Consider the following 15739-nt stretch of genomic DNA (forward strand, 5'->3'; position numbering starts at 1 on the left):
CACCGTGAAGACCGGTCCGGATCGAGAGGTTCTGACCGTTTACCCCTATCGGTCGGCTTGTCCTAAGTCGATCTGGCGCAACCTGATCACCTCGGCTCGCAACGAGATCGTCTTCGCCGGGTACACCAACTATTTCCTGTGGCTGGAGCACCCCAACCTCGCCAAGGTCCTCAAGCGCAAGGCCGAGCAGGGGTGCAAGATCCGGTTCCTGATCGGGGACCCGGATAGCGAGGTCACCCGTCGTCGCGAGGAGGTGGAGAACGTCCCGCTGACGGTCTCCACCCGCATCCGGATCACCCTTTCGGAGATCGAGCAGGTTCGGAACGTACCCGGCATCGAGGCGCGCTTCGGGGACGAGCACATCGCGATGAGCGTCTTCCGCTTCGACTCCGAGATGCTCGTGACTCCGCACCTGGCCAAGCTCGTCGGCCACGACTCGCCCATGATGCACCTGCGCCGCTACCAGGACGACGGCCTGTTCGACCGGTTCGGCTACCACGCCTCTGAGCTGTGGAGCAACGGCCGGAACGTCTGGGCGGAGGAGCCGCGCAAGCCTGCGGAGAGCGCCAGTTCTGAGTGACCAACTGAGTGGCAACGGCCACGGACAGGGGCGGGTAACGGCGGACGGTCATCGACCGTTCGCCCAGGTCACAGGCTACGTCGGTGACCTTGCGGCCCGCCTCAACGAGATCTGGCACCTTACGCCGGAACTCCGACGGATAGCCACGCCGTCCCCTGCCACTCTCCTCTCAATGAAACGAGTGGCACAAGAATCCAAGAACCCGCCTCTACAAGACCAGGGGCACATCAGAGCCTCCATCAGACCCGGAGCGATTCGAAACGCGAGAGGACGGAGCGGGCCCGGCTGTCCTCGTTCGCCGTTTCCCGTGGACGGCCGTCGGCCCCTCCTTGACACTGTCATCGACGGGAGGACAATCTGTTGCGGGAAGCGCACTTCGTTTCGGACTGCGCAACGACGGAGGTGGGTATGGCGGGCCGGCGCGTCGTCGTCATCGGGGCCGGGGTCGTCGGGGCGGCCCTCGCCGACGAGCTTTCCGCCAAGGGGTGGGACGACATCACCGTCGTCGACCAGGGCACCGTGCCCGCCACCGGGGGATCGTCCTCGCACGCGCCGGGACTGGTGTTCCAGACCAACCCGTCCAAGACCATGGCCGAGCTGGCCCGCTACACGGTCGAGAAGCTCGTCGCCCTCGACTGCTTCCTCCAGGTGGGCGGCCTGGAGGTGGCCACCACGCCCGAGCGGCTCGCCGAGCTGCACCGCCGCCACGGCTGGGCGACCTCCTGGGGGATCGAGGCGCGCCTGCTCACCCCCGAGGAGTGCGTGGAGCGCCACTCCCTGCTCGACGGGGACAGGATCCTCGGGGGGCTGTTCGTCTCCACCGACGGCCTGGCGAAGGCCGTACGCGCCGTGGAGGTCCAGCTCGCGCGTGCCCGGGAGCGGGGCGTCCGCGTCCTCGACCGGCACGAGGTGCTCGACATCCGCGTCGAGGACGACCGGGTCGCGGCCGTCGTCACCGACCGGGGCGAGATCCCCGCCGACCTCGTGGTCTGCTGCGCCGGAATCTGGGGCCCCAAGGTCGCCGCCATGGTCGGCATGGCACTGCCGCTCACCCCCCTCGCCCACCAGCTCGCCTGGACCGGCCCGGTCCCCGCGCTCGCCGGGCAGGCAGAGGAGAACGGGCGGACAGAGGAGGCCGTCCGGCCGATCCTGCGCCACCAGGACGCCGACCTGTACTACCGGGAGCGGTTCGAGCGGCTCGGCATCGGCTACTACGGCCACCGCCCGATGCCGATCACCGCCGAGGAGATCCTCCCGATCGCCGACGCCGAGGTCATGCCGTCGGTGCTGCCGTTCACCGGCGAGGACTTCGCCTCCGCCTGGGCCGAGACGAGGGCGCTGCTGCCCGCCGCCGGGGAGGCCGAGCTCGAAACGGGGATCAACGGCCTGTTCTCCTTCACCACCGACAACATGCCGCTGCTCGGGCAGTCGCGCGACGTGCGGGGCTTCTGGGTGGCCGAGGCCGTGTGGGTCACCCACTCGGCCGGGGTGGGCCGCGCGATGGCCGAGTGGCTGGCCGACGGCCACTGCTCGTCCTTCGACCTGCACGAGTGCGATGTCAACCGGTTCGAGGCCCACCAGCTCGCCCCCGAGTACGTCCGCACCCGCGACTGCCAGAACTTCGTCGAGGTCTACGACATCATCCACCCGCTCCAACCGGCCGAGAACCTGCGCCCGCTGCGCACCAGTCCCTTCCACACCCGCCAGCGCGAGCTGGACGCGTACTTCCTGGAGGCCACCGGCTGGGAGCGCCCCCAGTGGTACGGCGCCAACGCGTCCTTGCTCGACGGCCGCGACATCCCCCGCCCCAACGACTGGGCCGCCCGCCACTGGTCGCCGATCGTCGGCGCCGAGGCCCAGGCCTCGCGCGAGACCGTGGCCCTGTACGACATGAGCGCGCTCAAGCGGATCGAGGTCGCGGGCCGCGGGGCCGCCGCCTTCCTCCAGCGGATCTCCACGGGAGACGTCGACAAGTCCGTCGGCTCGGTCACGTACTGCCTGCTGCTCGACCACGACGGCGGCATCCGCAGCGACGTCACGGTGGCCCGGCTGGGGCGCGACCTGTTCCAGGTCGGCGCCAACGGCAACCTCGACCTCGACTGGCTGCACCGCCACCTGCCCGCCGACGGGTCGGTCACCGTCACCGACCTCACCCCCGGGACCTGCTGTGTCGGCGTCTGGGGACCCCTCGCCCGCGAGGTCGTGGCCCCGCTCGCCGGTCCCGCCTTCGGGCCGGGCGGCTTCCGCTACTTCCGCGGCGCCCGCGCGTACGTCGGCACCGTGCCCGTCACCGCGCTGCGGCTCTCCTACGTCGGGGAGCTGGGCTGGGAGCTCTACACGACGGCCGACATGGGCGCGAAGCTGTGGGACACCCTCTGGGAGGCGGGCCGGGAGCACGGGATCATCGCGGGGGGCCGAGGCGCCTTCAACAGCCTGCGGCTGGAGAAGGGGTACCGCTCCTTCGGCACCGACATGACCTACGAGCACGACCCGTACGAGGCGGGCCTCGGTTTCGCCGTGCGCAAGGCGGACAAGGGCGACTTCATCGGCCGCGCGGCCCTGGCCGAGCGCGGCACGGCCCCCAGGCGCAGGCTGACCTGCCTCACCGTCGACGACCCCGCCGCCGTGGTCATGGGCAAGGAGCCGGTGTACGACGGCGCGTCCTGCGTCGGATACGTCACCAGCGCCGCCTACGGCTACACGATAGGCAAGGGCATCGCCTACGCCTGGCTGCCCGCCGGGCTGTCCGTGCCGGGGAGAGAGCTGCGCATCGGCTACTTCGACCGGCGGGTGGCCGCCGTCGTCGCCGAGGAGCCGCTGTACGACCCGGCGATGGAGCGCCTGCGTGGCTAACGGGCGGCCGGAACGGAAGGACACGCCGATACGCCCCGCGACCACGGTGTGCCCCGGGACGCCGGGAGTCACGACGACCGCGGCGACCGCAGCGACGGCGGCGACCGTGACGGTTGCGACGGCCACGACGGCCACGGCGACCGCGGTGACCGTGAGGGTTGCGACGGCCGTGACGCCGGGGTCCGCCGGCGGGATCGAGGAGGGACGACGATGAGCACCGAGGCGCTGCCCGAGCACCCCGGCCAGCTGTGGAACAGCCCTGAGCCGAAGCCCTCCTACGACGTGGTGATCGTCGGCGGCGGAGGCCACGGCCTGGCCACCGCCTACTACCTGGCGAGGAACCACGGGATCACCAACGTGGCCGTGCTGGAGAAGGGCTGGCTGGCTGGCGGCAACATGGCCCGCAACACCACCATCATCCGCTCCAACTACCTGTGGGACGAGAGCGCGGGCATCTACGAGCACTCGCTCAAGCTGTGGGAGGGGTTGGAGGAGGACCTCGGCTACCCGATCCTGTTCAGCCAGCGCGGCGTGCTCAACCTCGCGCACAGCCTGCAGGACGTCAGGGAGAGCGTCCGCCGCGTCAACGCCAACCGCCTCAACGGCGTCGACGCCGAGTGGCTCGGCCCCGAGGAGGTGAGGGAGGTCTGCCCGATCGTCGACGTCTCGCCCGACGCGCGCTACCCGGTCCTCGGTGCCACCTACCAGCCGCGCGCGGGAATCGCCAAGCACGACTACGTGGCCTGGGGATTCGCCCGCGCCGCCGCCGCGATGGGCGTGGACCTGATCGAGCACTGCGAGGTCACCGGCATCGACGTCGTGGACGGGCGGGTGGAGGCCGTACGCACCACCAGGGGCCGCATCGCCGCGGGCAGGGTCGCGATGTGCGCGGCCGGGCACTCCTCGGTCGTCGGCCGGATGGCGGGGGTGGAGCTGCCGGTGCAGAGCCACCCGCTGCAGGCCCTGGTCTCGGAGCTGCTGGAGCCCGTACACCCCACGGTCGTCATGTCCAACGCGGTGCACGTCTACGTCAGCCAGGCCCACAAGGGCGAGCTGGTCATGGGGGCGGGCATCGACGCGTACAACTCCTACCGGCAGCGCGGCGCGTTCCACATCATCGAGCGGCAGATGGCGGCGGCGCTGGAGCTGTTCCCCGTCTTCGCGCGGGCCCACGTGCTGCGTACCTGGGGCGGGGTGGTCGACGTCACCCCCGACGCCTCGCCCGTCGTCGGGCTCACCCCCGTCGACCGTCTCTACGTCAACTGCGGATGGGGGACCGGCGGCTTCAAGGCCACCCCGGGCGTCGGGTGGTGCTACGCGCACACGATCGCCCACGGCGAGCCGCATCCCCTCAACGCCGCCTTCACGCTCGAACGATTCACCACCGGCGCGCTCGTGGACGAGCACGGCGCCGCCGCGGTGGCCCACTGAAGGAGCCCGACCGATGCTGCTGATCCCCTGTCCGTGGTGCGGTCCACGGGACGAGGCCGAGTTCCACTACGGCGGGCAGGCCGAGGTCGCCTACCCCGGCGACCCCGCCGCGCTCTCCGACGAGGAGTGGGCCCGCTACCTGTTCTTCCGCGACAACCCCAAGGGGCCCTTCGCCGAACGCTGGCAGCACGCGGCCGGATGCCGCCGCTGGTTCAACGCGATCCGCGACACCGCCACCAACGAGTTCCACGCCGTCTACCGCGTGGGCGAGCCGAGGCCGGTGATCGCGTGAACCCCCGGGCGAACGGCACCGCGAGCGTTCCGGCCGGTGGCGCGGCCGGTGGTGTAGGCGTTCTGGCCGGTGGCGCGGGTGTTCCGGCCGGCGGCGAGGGAACGGTGTGCCGGTGAGCGGGCAGCCGTTCCGCCGGAAGGGCCGTCGCGGGGAGGTGCTGCCGTTCCGGTTCGACGGCCGCGACTACGAGGGGTACCGGGGCGACACTCTCGCCGCCGCGCTGCTCGCCAACGGCGTCCGCACGGTCGCGACGAGCGTCACGCTGGGCCGCCCCCGGGGGATCTTCGCCGCCTGGACCGAGGAGCCCAACGCCGTCGTCCAGATCGAGCACCCCTTCCCCGAGCCGATGCTCCAGGCCACCGTCGTCGAGCTGTACGCGGGACTGGTGGCCACCGGTCTGCCGGGCAGGGGCAGGCTCGCCGCCGAACCCGATCCCGCACGATACGACGGCGTGTACGCGCACTGCGACGTCCTGGTGGTCGGCGCGGGCCCTGCGGGCCTGGCGGCGGCGACCGAGGCGGCCGGGTCGGGCGCGCGGGTGATCCTCGCCGACGACCGGCCCTCGCCCGGTGGCAGCCTGCCCGACACCGGCGAGACCGTTGACGGCGTACCGGGCGCGGCGTGGGCCGCCACCGCGCTGGCCGCGCTGGAGAGCCACCCGGAGACGCGGGTGCTCACCCGTACCAGCGTGTTCGGCTACTACGACGACAACTACCTGGTCGCCGTGGAGCGCAGGGGGGAGAACGCCTCCTCCCGCGAGCGCGTCTGGCGCATTCGGGCCCGCCGCGTCGTCCTCGCCACCGGCGCGCACGAGCGCTCGATCGCCTTCGCGGGCAACGACCTGCCGGGCGTCATGCTCGCCGGTTCGGCACGCGCGTACGTCAACCGGTACGGGGTCCTGCCCGGCCGCCGCGCGGTGGTGTTCACCAACGGGGACAGCGCCTACGCCGCGGCCCGCGACCTGGCCGCCGCGGGCGTCGAGATCGCCGCCATCGTGGACACGCGTCCCGGGGGTGCCCCGGTACGGGACGGCTCGGGCGGCTCGGGCACGCTGGACGGCCTGGACGGTCTGAACGGTCTGAACGGTCTGAACGGTCTGAACGGTCTGAGTGACTCGGGCGGTCCGAGTGGCGTGGACGGTCCAAATGGCTCGGGCGGCCTGAGCGGCTCGGGTGGTCCGAGAGGTGTGGACGGTCTGGGCGATGCCGAGGTGCTCACCGGTCACTTCGTCACCCGCGTGAACGGCGAGCACGGCGTCACCTCCGTGACCGTCTCGGAGAGACCCGTCGCTGGCGGTACGCCTTCCGGGACACCCGCTTCCGGAACGGCCCCTGCCGGAACGATCGCCTCCGGGACGGTCCCCTCTGGGACCCCCGGTTCTGGGACGCCCGGTTCTGGGACCCCCGGTTCTGGGACGCCCGGTTCTGGGACGCCCGGTTCTGGGACGCCCGGTTCTGGGACGCCCGGTTCTGGGACGCCCGGTTCTGGGACGCCCGGTTCTGGAACGGCCACCTCCCAGACGGCCACCTCCCGGGCGGTCCCTTCCGGGGGGCGCGAGATCGAGGCCGACCTGCTGCTCGTCTCCGGTGGCTGGAACCCCGCCGTCCACCTGTTCAGCCAGGCGGGGGGGACGCTCCGCTACGACGAGGTGCTCGGTTCCTTCGTCCCCGGGAGCACCCGCCAGGCCGTCGAGGTCGCCGGGGCCGCCCGAGGGCTTCTCACCCTGGCCGCCTGCCTGGAGGACGGCACCGCCGCCGGGGCGCGGGCCGCCGAGGCGACCGGTTTCCGAACCCCCTCCGGCGCGTCCCCCCGAAGGACGGACGAGACGTCCCCGGGCACGGAGACCCCGCAGACCCGGGAGACACGGGAGACGGGAAAGGGCTCGCCCGCCGGAGAGACCTCTGGAACCACCCCCGCCGAGCACGTGTGGCTCGTCCCCGCCGACGACTACCGGACCCACTTCGTCGACCTGCAGCGCGACGTCACCGTCGCCGACGTGATGCGCGCCACCGGGGCCGGGCTCCGCTCGGTCGAGCACGTCAAGCGCTACACCACCGCCGGGACCGGACACGACCAGGGCAAGACCTCCGGGGTGCTTACCAGCGGTGTCGTCGCCCACGCCCTCGGGGTGGACGTCTCGGAACTCGGTACCACCACCTTCCGCGCCCCCTACCTGCCGGTCTCCTTCGCGACCCTCGCCGGTCGCGACAGGGGAGCGCTGCACGACCCCGTCCGGGTCACCGCGCTGCACGAGTGGCACGCGGCGTACGGAGCGTACGGGGCGCCGTTCGAGAACGTCGGCCAGTGGAAGCGGCCCTGGTACTACCCCCGCGAGGGCGAGGACATGGAGGCGGCCGTCCTGCGCGAGTGCCGGGCCGTGCGGGAGGCCGCCGGAGCCATGGACGCCTCCACGCTCGGCAAGATCGACATCCAGGGGCCGGACGCCGCAGAGCTGCTCGACCGGCTCTACACCAACCTGATGAGCACCCTCAAGGTCGGCTCGATCCGCTACGGCGTGATGTGCCGCCCCGACGGCATGGTCTTCGACGACGGCACGGTGATCCGCCTGGCCGAGGATCGTTTCCTGGTGACCACCACCACCGGCAACGCCGCCGCCGTCCTCGACTGGATGGAGGAGTGGCTGCAGACCGAGTGGCCCTCGCTGCGGGTCTACTGCACCTCCGTCACCGAGCAGTGGGCGACGGTCGCGCTCGCCGGCCCGCGCTCCCGCGAGGTACTGGCCGGACTCGCCCCCGAGCTGGCTGTGGACAACGCGAGCTTCCCGTTCATGACGTGGCGCGACACCCGGGTGGCGGGCCTCGACGCCCGGGTGTGCCGGATCAGCTTCTCCGGCGAGCTGGCGTACGAGATCAACGTCAGTGCCTGGGACGGGCTCGCCCTGTGGGAGGCCGTCCAGGCCACCGGCGCGGTCACCCCGTACGGGACCGAGACCATGCACGTGCTGCGGGCCGAGAAGGGCTACCCCATCGTGGGGCAGGACACCGATGGTACGGTCACCCCCGCCGACCTCGGCATGGAGTGGGTGGTGTCCAAGAAGAAGGCCGACTTCCTCGGGAAGCGCTCCTTCGCCCGCGCCGACACCGCCAGGCCCGACCGCAAGCACCTGGTCGGCCTGCTGCCGCTCGACCCGGACGTCCTGCTGCCCGAGGGCTCCCATCTGGTGGCCGTCGACCGGCTGCCCGAGCCGCCGGTCCCCATGCTCGGCCACGTCACCTCCAGCTACCGCAGCACCGCGCTCGGCAGGACCTTCGCCCTCGCCCTCGTCAGCGGCGGGCGCGAACGCGTCGGCGAGCGGCTGTACGTACCCGTCGGAGGGGAACTGGTACCCGTCACCGTCACCCACCACGTCCTCTACGACCCCGAGGGAGCGCGTCGCGATGGCTGAGCCACCGACCGGGACATCGCCGGGCCCGCCCGCGACGGAGCTCTCAAGCACAGAGCCACAGCAAACAGGGCCACAGAGAACAGGGCCACGGGAAACAGAGCTAAGGGGAACGGGGCCGTCCGGGCGGTCGAGCCTGCTGGCCCGCCTGGAACCGGTGTCGGGCCCGGACCTCCGCATCGCGGAACTGCCGTTCCTCACCCAGATCGGCCTGCGGGTGGAGCCCGGGAGCGACACCGCCGCCGCCATGGCCCTCGCCCTCGGCGTCCCGCTCCCCACCGAACCCGGCACCTCCACGAGCACCGGCGGCGATGCGCCACCGTCCGGTACCCCCGCGAGCACCGGCGCAGCCATGCCACCGTCCGGTACTCCCACGAGCACCGGCGATGTGCCATCGTCCGCCGTCTCCGCGAGCACCGGCGCCGACGTGTCGCCGTCCGTCACACCCGCGAGCGGTCGCCAGGTGCTGTGGCTCGGTCCCGACGAGTGGCTGGTCGTCGGGCCTCCGGGCGACACCGGCCTGGAGGACCGACTGCGCGCCGCGGCCGGGACCGGCCACGCCGCCGTCACCGACGTCTCCGCCCAGCGGACCGTACTGCTCGTGACCGGCCCGAAGGCCCGCGACCTGCTCTCCCATGGCTGCGCCCTCGACCTGCACCCCCGCGCGTTCGGTCCGGGCCGCTGCGCTCAGACCATGCTCGCCCGCGCCCAGGTTCTCCTCGCCGCCCGCGAGGACGGCGGCTTCCACATCTTCGTACGCTCGTCGTTCGCCGAGTACCTCGCGGCCTGGCTGCTCGACGCGGCGGGGGAGTACCTGGGCGGTTGAGGTGACCGCCGGGGACCCGGACGAACACGGCGGACACAGCGGACACAGCGAATACAGCGAATACAGCGGGCACGACGGACGCGCCAGGGCACGGCGGAAGGGCCGGCCCCGGTGTGTGCCGGGGCCGGCCCTCGAACCCGCGGAGACCTACCGGCTGCCCACGGAGGCAGTCTTGGCCTCCGGAGCCGAGGCGGCCGGAGCGCCGGGAGCCGGCTTGCGCACCGACGGCACGACGGTCGCGGAGATGATCGCGATCACCACGGAGAGCGCGGTGGAGAGCCAGAACGCCGTCTGGATCCCTTCGATGGAGATCCCCTGCCCGGTCCCGGCGGCCAGTGACGCCACCGCGACCGCGACACCGAGGCACAGCCCGACCCCGAGCTGGCGGTTCGAGTTGTAGAGGCCCGAGGCCAGGCCCATCTGGGAGCCGTCCACACCGGACGTGGCCGCCACGGCGGTGCTGATCATCATGACCGTCACACCGGCACCGACCAGGATGCCGCCGGGCAGCACGTTCACCAGGAACGAGCCGTCGGCGGGCGCGAGCGCCAGCACCAGCGAACCGGCCACCAGGAACAGCGCGCCGACGGTCAGCACCGGACGAGCCCCGATCCGAGCGGTCGTCTTCGCCACCGGCAGCGAGGCCAGCACGACCACGAGAGCCTGGGGGAAGAACGCGATCCCGGTGAGAATGGCCGAGAAGCCCAGGATCTGCTGCATGTAGAGCGTGATGAAGAACGTCGAGATGGACATGACGCCACCCGACAGGAACGCGACCAGGTTGCCGCCCGTCACCCCGCGATTACGGAAGATCGAGAGCGGCACCAGTGGCGCGGACACGCGGGTCTGCACGAACAGGAACACGGCCAGCAGCGCGACACCCGCGATCAGCGGGATCAGCACCCCGGCGGTGCCCCAGCCCTCGTCGGACGCGATCGTCAGGGCGTAGGCGATCGCGCACATGCTCGCGGTCACCAGGATGGCACCGGGCACGTCGATGCGCGCGGACCTGGTCCGCACACTGTCGTCGTCGAGGCGGATCGCGGCGCGCACGACCATCGCGATACCGACCGGGACGTTGATGAACATGACGGCCCGCCAGCCGAAGACCTCGGTCAGCACGCCTCCGGCGAGCACACCACCGGCGAAGCCCACCGAGGACACGGCGCCGAACACGCCCATGGCCTTGGCCCGCGCCTCACCCTCGGGGAAGCCCGCGCCGATCATCGCCAGCACGGCCGGGGCCACCGCCGCGGCCGAGAAGCCCTGCAGGGCGCGGGCGATGATCAGCACGATGGAGCTGGTCGCGAAGCCGCCCACGAGGGACGCGATCGTGAAGATCGCGAGGCCCCAAACGAACATGCGTTTACGGCCGATGATGTCGCCCACGCGTCCGCCCAGCAGCAGGAAGCCGCCGTAGAACAGCGCGTACGCTCCGACGACCCAGGGCAGGGCGCCGGAGGTGAAGGACAGGTCGGTCTTGATCCATGGCAGAGCGACGTTCACGATCGCGAAATCGAGCGTCAGCATGAACTGGGCGAGGCACAAGAGAAGCAGTGGTGGTGGCTTCTTCACCTGAGAGTCCATGGTTTTTTCTCCTGTCTTCTGACACGGCTTAAGCTATTCTCGGCGTCGTTTCCGGCCCGAATGAGTTCGTGACCGTTGACGGGTCGACCGGTCCTGATCGGTGTGGGCACGGCGTCGGCGAGTCCCGTCGCGGGAGCCTTCACCGGCCTCCCGGCGGCACCTCGAAGCGCGCCGGGAGCACCGGTGAGCGTGGGATCCGGAAGCTCTCCCGACCGGGCGGGCCGCCGGCACCCGGCGGACGTCCGCGGACCACGGGCGAACGCGCACGTCTGCCGGCAGGCGAAGCACGGTCAGGGCTGACAATTCTCGCTCCCCTCGACGCCGACATAATTAATCCTGATGTGAATCAATTATGTGGCTGTGGCCCGAGCGCAACCAGAGTGTCAATCATCAAAAGCGCGTGCATATTTCACGCCGGTCAAGATGAATAATTCAGCAATCGGACGTCACGGTATGAACGGCTTGCCGGGCAGGTCGCGCGCCATGCCCGGAGCCGGGGGCGGCGACGACCGTGCCGCCGTGCCGTGACCCGAGGGCGCGTCGTGGTCCGGCCCCGGTCCGGCGGCCACGGGCGTCGCGAGACCACGGCGCTGGAGGCCGAAATGCCAGAAAAGGGGTGCTTCATACGTATTGGGACGGCCCGGAAAGCTCAGGACGGTCCAGAAAGCTCGGGTGGCCCGGAAAGCTCGGGGCGGCCCGGAAAGCCCGGGCGGTCCAGAAAGCTCGCGACGGCCCGGAAAAGAAGGTGCTCCGACGGACGTCCTGGAAGAGCGCCGAAACCGGCGCGGCCGTGCCGGCTCAACGCGCGGTCACATGCCGACGACGTGGCCAGGAGGGCCGGGCTTCTCTCACCCGGGACACGTGCCGACCGGCCGCGGCTGACCTCCGGCGGCTACGGGCTGTCCGCGGCGCGACGGCCGGGAGCGCTGGGCACGATCATCGAGGCGGCCGTACGGGACGCCGCCGGGCGGGCGGCGGAAGCATGGGTGACGCCGGACGGCACGGACCGCGAACCACCGTGGGGCATCGCGTGTCGCGTACGGGGAGCGGCTCGGGTGACGGCGCCGCCGGCGGGTCCTGGGGCGCGCACCGCATCGACGGCCATGGTCTTGCCTGGCGGGGGCGACGGCCATGGTCCTGCCCGGCCGGGGGGACATCAGGGCCCCGGCGAGGCGATCATCCGTTCAGGGAAGGGTGACGAACTTCTTGAGGAAGGACCGGACCTGAGGGGTGTCCAGGCGGTAGTCGTAGTTGGTCAGCCTGCACGCGTCGTCGTCCCCGCTGATCGTCGTGGCCACGAGCAGGTCCGAGGTGGGTCCTCCCAGGAAGTTCGGGCCGCCCGAGTCGCCGAAGCAGGTGCTGCCGTCGCCCTTGGAGGCGAGCGACAGTTTGAGCCACCTGCGCGTGAGGTTCTCGAAGGAGATGGACGCCTGGTGGCGGGTGTCGGTGTAGGTCAGCCGTACCTTGTGCCTCTCCTTGGCCGAGGCGTGCTTCCCCTTGGCCGAGATCCTGGCCGAGGCCACGGCGCCGTACCCGACCGGGGTGAACCGCGTGATCTCCAGGGCGTTGGCGTCGTCGAGACGGTCGAGCAGGCCCTCGGTGGGCAGCCTGGCGGGCTTGATGTCCGGGACGGCGGTGTCGAAGACGACGACGGCCATGTCGTGAAGATCGGACTTTTCCCTGTAGCGCGGGTCGAGGACGTAGCGGCCGGTGTAGACCTTGTCCCCCTGCTTGTAGCGGGTGGAGAACGAGACCCGGGCGGTCTTCTCCTCCGCCGCGCAATGGGCGGCGGTGAGGAAGACGGTCGGCGAGATGAGGGTGCCGGTGCAGTAGGACCAGGTGCCGTCGTCGTTCGGCTTGTCGCCGATGATGGCTCCCACCTGCGGGTGGGCGGTCAGGTCGGGTGATCCGTTGGTGATGGCCCAGGCGGGGGAGACGGGGAACGCGGCGGTCGCGGTGAGGGCGGCAGAAATCATGACAAAGGGGATGAAACGCACGCAGGAACTGTAACCGCCCAGGGTTACATTTGATACAGGGCACGGAAAGATCTACTCCCGCTTGCCGCGCCACGGCGAGCGAACCCCCGGCCGGTCCGGCCGGGTGGATCTCTTCGCTCGCGCGAGGCGGGCGGGCCTCGGCACTAGGCGGGGGCCCGGTTCACCAGGACACGGGCGAGGACGACCGTGATGACGCCGGCCAGGACGACGGAGAGCAGCCCGGCGCGCAGGCTGACGAGGTCGGCGACGAACCCGACGAGCAGCGGGGACAGCAGGAATCCGCCGCGCAGCAGCCAGCTGACGACGGTCAGGCCGGTACCGGCGGGCAGGCCGGGCAGTTCGTCGGCGGTGTGCATGGCGGCGGGGACGAGGGTGGCGAAGCCGAGCCCGGCCAGGGCGAAACCGGCCAGCGAGGTCGCGACGGACGGCACGGCGAGAGCGGCGCCCATGCCCACGGCGGCCAGGACCCCTCCGGTGCGGACCACGGTGCGCTGGCCGAAGCGGTCCACGACGCGATCACCGGTGAGGCGGCCCGCGGTCATGGCGACCTGGAAGGCCACGACGGCCATACCGGCCGTGGCGGCGTCGGCGTACAGGTCACCGCTGAGATAGATGGCGCCCCAGGACGCGCCGGCGTCCTCGACCAGCGCGCCGCACGCGGCCAGCACCCCGAGCGCGGCGAGCATCCGCACGGCCGGGCCGGTGAACGAGCGCGGCCCTCCCCGGACGGGCGGGGCCGCCGGGGGGCCGTCGCCGGAGGCGGGAGCCCGGTCTTCCGCGGGACGCTCGGCGTCCTCCGGGCCGGGCAGCAGGAACCGGTAGGCGACGACGGCGACGACACCGAACAGCGCCGCGGAGACGGCCAGGTGGAGCGCGAGGGGGACGCGGAGACCGGCGGCGGCCGAACCCATCAGGCCGCCCAGGACCGCGCCGACGCTCCACACGCCGTGCAGCGAGTTGAGGATGGAGCGCCGGTAGATTCGCTGGACCCGCAGGCCGTGGGCGTTCTGCGCGACGTCGACCACCGCGTCGAGGGCGCCCACGACGAACAGCGCGCCGCCGAAGGCGATCCAGTTCGGCGCGAAGGGGATGGCCAGCGTCGCGACGGTGGCCACGACGATCCCGAACGCCGCCACGCGCGCGGAGCGGAAGCGGCGGATGACGGCGCCGGCGAGCAGCCCGGCCAGCAGCGCGCCGATCGGGTACCCGGTCAGCGCGACGCCGAAGACGGCGTTGCTCACATCGAGGTCGGCCTTGATCTGCGGGTAGCGCGGGACCACGTTGAAGAACGCGGCGCCGTTGGTGAGGAACAGCGTCGCGACGGCGGCGCGGGCGAGACGCGCCTGACGGGTGGGCGCGCCGAGTGGGACGGTGGCGGACATCGGCTTTCCGATCACATTTCCATGGGTGCGGGCAAAGCAAGTGCGGGTGAAGCAGGTACGGGTGAAGCAGATGCGGGTAAACGGGCGCGGGTGGACGGGGACGGGCGGACGGGGGCGGGCAAACGGTCGCGGGCGGGGGGAGAGGATCAGCGCAGGTAACGGTGGACGGCGTGGCGGACCTGCTCGGGCGTCATCGGGTCGGTCGACAGGGCGCTGTGCAGTACGAGCCCTTCGATGAACGCGTCCAGCTCCCTGGCGGTCGTCGCGTCGAAGTGACGCTCCAGGGCCCGGCGGCTGCGCGCCATCCAGGCCTGGGTGACGGCCCTCAGGGCCGGATCGCGCGCCGCGGCCACGTACAGCTCCACGGTGAGGACGAGGTCGTGCCGTGAGCCGAGCAGGTCGTCCGACACCAGCGTGATGACGGCCTCGACCGCCGCCTCCCGGTCCCCGGCGGCGCCCAGGCGCTCGTCGAAGACGCGGGCCACCGCGTCGGCGTGCCGGGTGAACGCCTCGGCGATCACCTCCTCCAGGGACGTGAAGTGGTAGGTCATCGAGCCCAGCGGCACGTCCGCCACCCGGGCGATCTCCCGGTGCGTCGTCCCGGCGACACCGCGCTCGGCGATGACGGTGAGCGCGGCGTCGATCAGCCGGTCCCTCCGCCCGGGGTCGTGCCGCCGGGGCCGCCGCGGAGCGGACGACCGGGTGGGCGGGGGGCCGCTCACGCCGTGCTCGGCTCGATCGTGCGGATCACCCGGGCGGGACTGCCCACCGCGACGACGTTCGCCGGAAGATCGCGGGTGACCACCGCGCCGGCGCCCACGACGGTGTTCTCCCCGATCGTGACCCCGGCCAGGACGATCGCCCCGCTGCCCAGCCACACGTTGTCGCCGATGGTGATCGGCAGGGCGGCCTCCCACTTCGCCCGGCGCAGCTCCGGGTCCACCGGGTGTGTCGGGGTCATGAGCTGTACGTAGGAGCCGATCTGCACGTCGTCGCCGATGGTGATCGGCGCGACGTCCAGGGCGACGAGGCCGAAGTTGGCGAACGACCGGGCGCCGACGCGGATGTGGCGGCCGTAGTCGACCCGCAGCGGCGGCCGGATCTCGGTGCCCTCGCCGATCGCGCCCAGCAGCTCGGTGAGCAGCCGGCGCCGCTCCCGCGGATCGCGGGCCGGCGTCGTGTTGAACGCATCCATCAGGTCCGTGGCCCGCAGGTGGTGCTCGGCCAGCTCGGGGTCGTCGGCGATGTACAGGTCACCGGCGAGCATCCGCTCGCGCATCGAGCGGCCATCCGGATCAAGCATCATACGTACAAGCGTACACATTGAGTGTACATACGTACATATCCACTGATGTGCGGCAGTGCGGGTCGCCGGTGGCGAGCCGGCG

At 71.7% G+C, this 15739-nt stretch carries 11 protein-coding genes; 6 read left to right on the forward strand and 5 right to left on the reverse strand.

Annotation, left to right across the window (positions count from 1 at the left end):
- The first annotated feature begins 4 nt into the window (after positions 1–4).
- The 6 genes from ABT053_RS24370 (at position 5) to ABT053_RS24395 (ending at position 9385) form a co-directional block, all read left to right on the forward strand.
- The gene (locus ABT053_RS24370) at positions 5–580 is read left to right on the forward strand and encodes a hypothetical protein (RefSeq protein WP_350971596.1); all 576 of its coding nucleotides are present in this window, start codon (positions 5–7) and stop codon (positions 578–580) included.
- 408 nt (positions 581–988) lie between these two features.
- On the forward strand, positions 989–3433 hold the full coding sequence (locus ABT053_RS24375) for a GcvT family protein (RefSeq protein WP_350971598.1): 2445 nt from the start codon (positions 989–991) through the stop codon (positions 3431–3433).
- A 210-nt stretch (positions 3434–3643) separates the two neighbouring features.
- Positions 3644–4864 (forward strand): sarcosine oxidase subunit beta family protein, encoded by a 1221-nt coding sequence (locus ABT053_RS24380; protein WP_350971599.1) that lies wholly within the window; start codon positions 3644–3646, stop codon positions 4862–4864.
- Between the two features lie 13 nt (positions 4865–4877).
- A complete protein-coding gene (locus ABT053_RS24385; protein WP_350971601.1) occupies positions 4878–5156 on the forward strand; it encodes a sarcosine oxidase subunit delta in 279 nt (92 codons plus the stop codon).
- Between the two features lie 112 nt (positions 5157–5268).
- A complete protein-coding gene (locus tag ABT053_RS24390; protein ID WP_350971603.1) occupies positions 5269–8562 on the forward strand; it encodes a 2Fe-2S iron-sulfur cluster-binding protein in 3294 nt (1097 codons plus the stop codon).
- Between the two features lie 154 nt (positions 8563–8716).
- The gene (locus ABT053_RS24395) at positions 8717–9385 is read left to right on the forward strand and encodes a sarcosine oxidase subunit gamma (RefSeq protein WP_350971605.1); all 669 of its coding nucleotides are present in this window, start codon (positions 8717–8719) and stop codon (positions 9383–9385) included.
- A gap of 147 nt (positions 9386–9532) precedes the next feature.
- Here ABT053_RS24395 and ABT053_RS24400 read toward each other — a convergent pair whose 3' ends face one another.
- The 5 genes from ABT053_RS24400 to ABT053_RS24420 form a co-directional block, all read right to left on the reverse strand.
- Positions 9533–10972, reverse strand: coding sequence for an MFS transporter (locus ABT053_RS24400; RefSeq protein ID WP_350971607.1), 1440 nt, complete (start codon positions 10970–10972; stop codon positions 9533–9535).
- 1184 nt (positions 10973–12156) lie between these two features.
- Positions 12157–12948, reverse strand: coding sequence for a S1 family peptidase (locus tag ABT053_RS24405; RefSeq protein ID WP_350971608.1), 792 nt, complete (start codon positions 12946–12948; stop codon positions 12157–12159).
- A gap of 164 nt (positions 12949–13112) precedes the next feature.
- A complete protein-coding gene (locus ABT053_RS24410; protein ID WP_350971609.1) occupies positions 13113–14351 on the reverse strand; it encodes an MFS transporter in 1239 nt (412 codons plus the stop codon).
- Between the two features lie 146 nt (positions 14352–14497).
- The gene (locus ABT053_RS24415; RefSeq protein WP_350971611.1) at positions 14498–15073 is read right to left on the reverse strand and encodes a TetR/AcrR family transcriptional regulator; all 576 of its coding nucleotides are present in this window, start codon (positions 15071–15073) and stop codon (positions 14498–14500) included.
- Positions 15070–15657, reverse strand: a complete 588-nt coding sequence (locus ABT053_RS24420; RefSeq protein WP_350971612.1) for a sugar O-acetyltransferase — start codon at positions 15655–15657, stop codon at positions 15070–15072. The genes ABT053_RS24415 and ABT053_RS24420 overlap by 4 nt, the downstream gene beginning before the upstream one ends.
- Positions 15658–15739: the final 82 nt, after the last annotated feature.

The sequence above is a fragment of the Streptosporangium sp. NPDC002524 genome, from assembly GCF_040295985.1.
Taxonomy (GTDB): Bacteria; Actinomycetota; Actinomycetes; order Streptosporangiales; family Streptosporangiaceae; genus Streptosporangium.

Coding starts and splice junctions, on each gene's coding strand:
- ABT053_RS24375 (WP_350971598.1), top strand. CDS start 989: ATGGCGGGCCGGCGCGTCGTCGTCATCGGGGCCGGGGTCGTCGGGGCG.
- ABT053_RS24380 (WP_350971599.1), top strand. CDS start 3,644: ATGAGCACCGAGGCGCTGCCCGAGCACCCCGGCCAGCTGTGGAACAGC.
- ABT053_RS24385 (WP_350971601.1), top strand. CDS start 4,878: ATGCTGCTGATCCCCTGTCCGTGGTGCGGTCCACGGGACGAGGCCGAG.
- ABT053_RS24400 (WP_350971607.1), bottom strand. CDS start 10,972: ATGGACTCTCAGGTGAAGAAGCCACCACCACTGCTTCTCTTGTGCCTC.
- ABT053_RS24405 (WP_350971608.1), bottom strand. CDS start 12,948: ATGATTTCTGCCGCCCTCACCGCGACCGCCGCGTTCCCCGTCTCCCCC.
- ABT053_RS24410 (WP_350971609.1), bottom strand. CDS start 14,351: ATGTCCGCCACCGTCCCACTCGGCGCGCCCACCCGTCAGGCGCGTCTC.
- ABT053_RS24420 (WP_350971612.1), bottom strand. CDS start 15,657: ATGATGCTTGATCCGGATGGCCGCTCGATGCGCGAGCGGATGCTCGCC.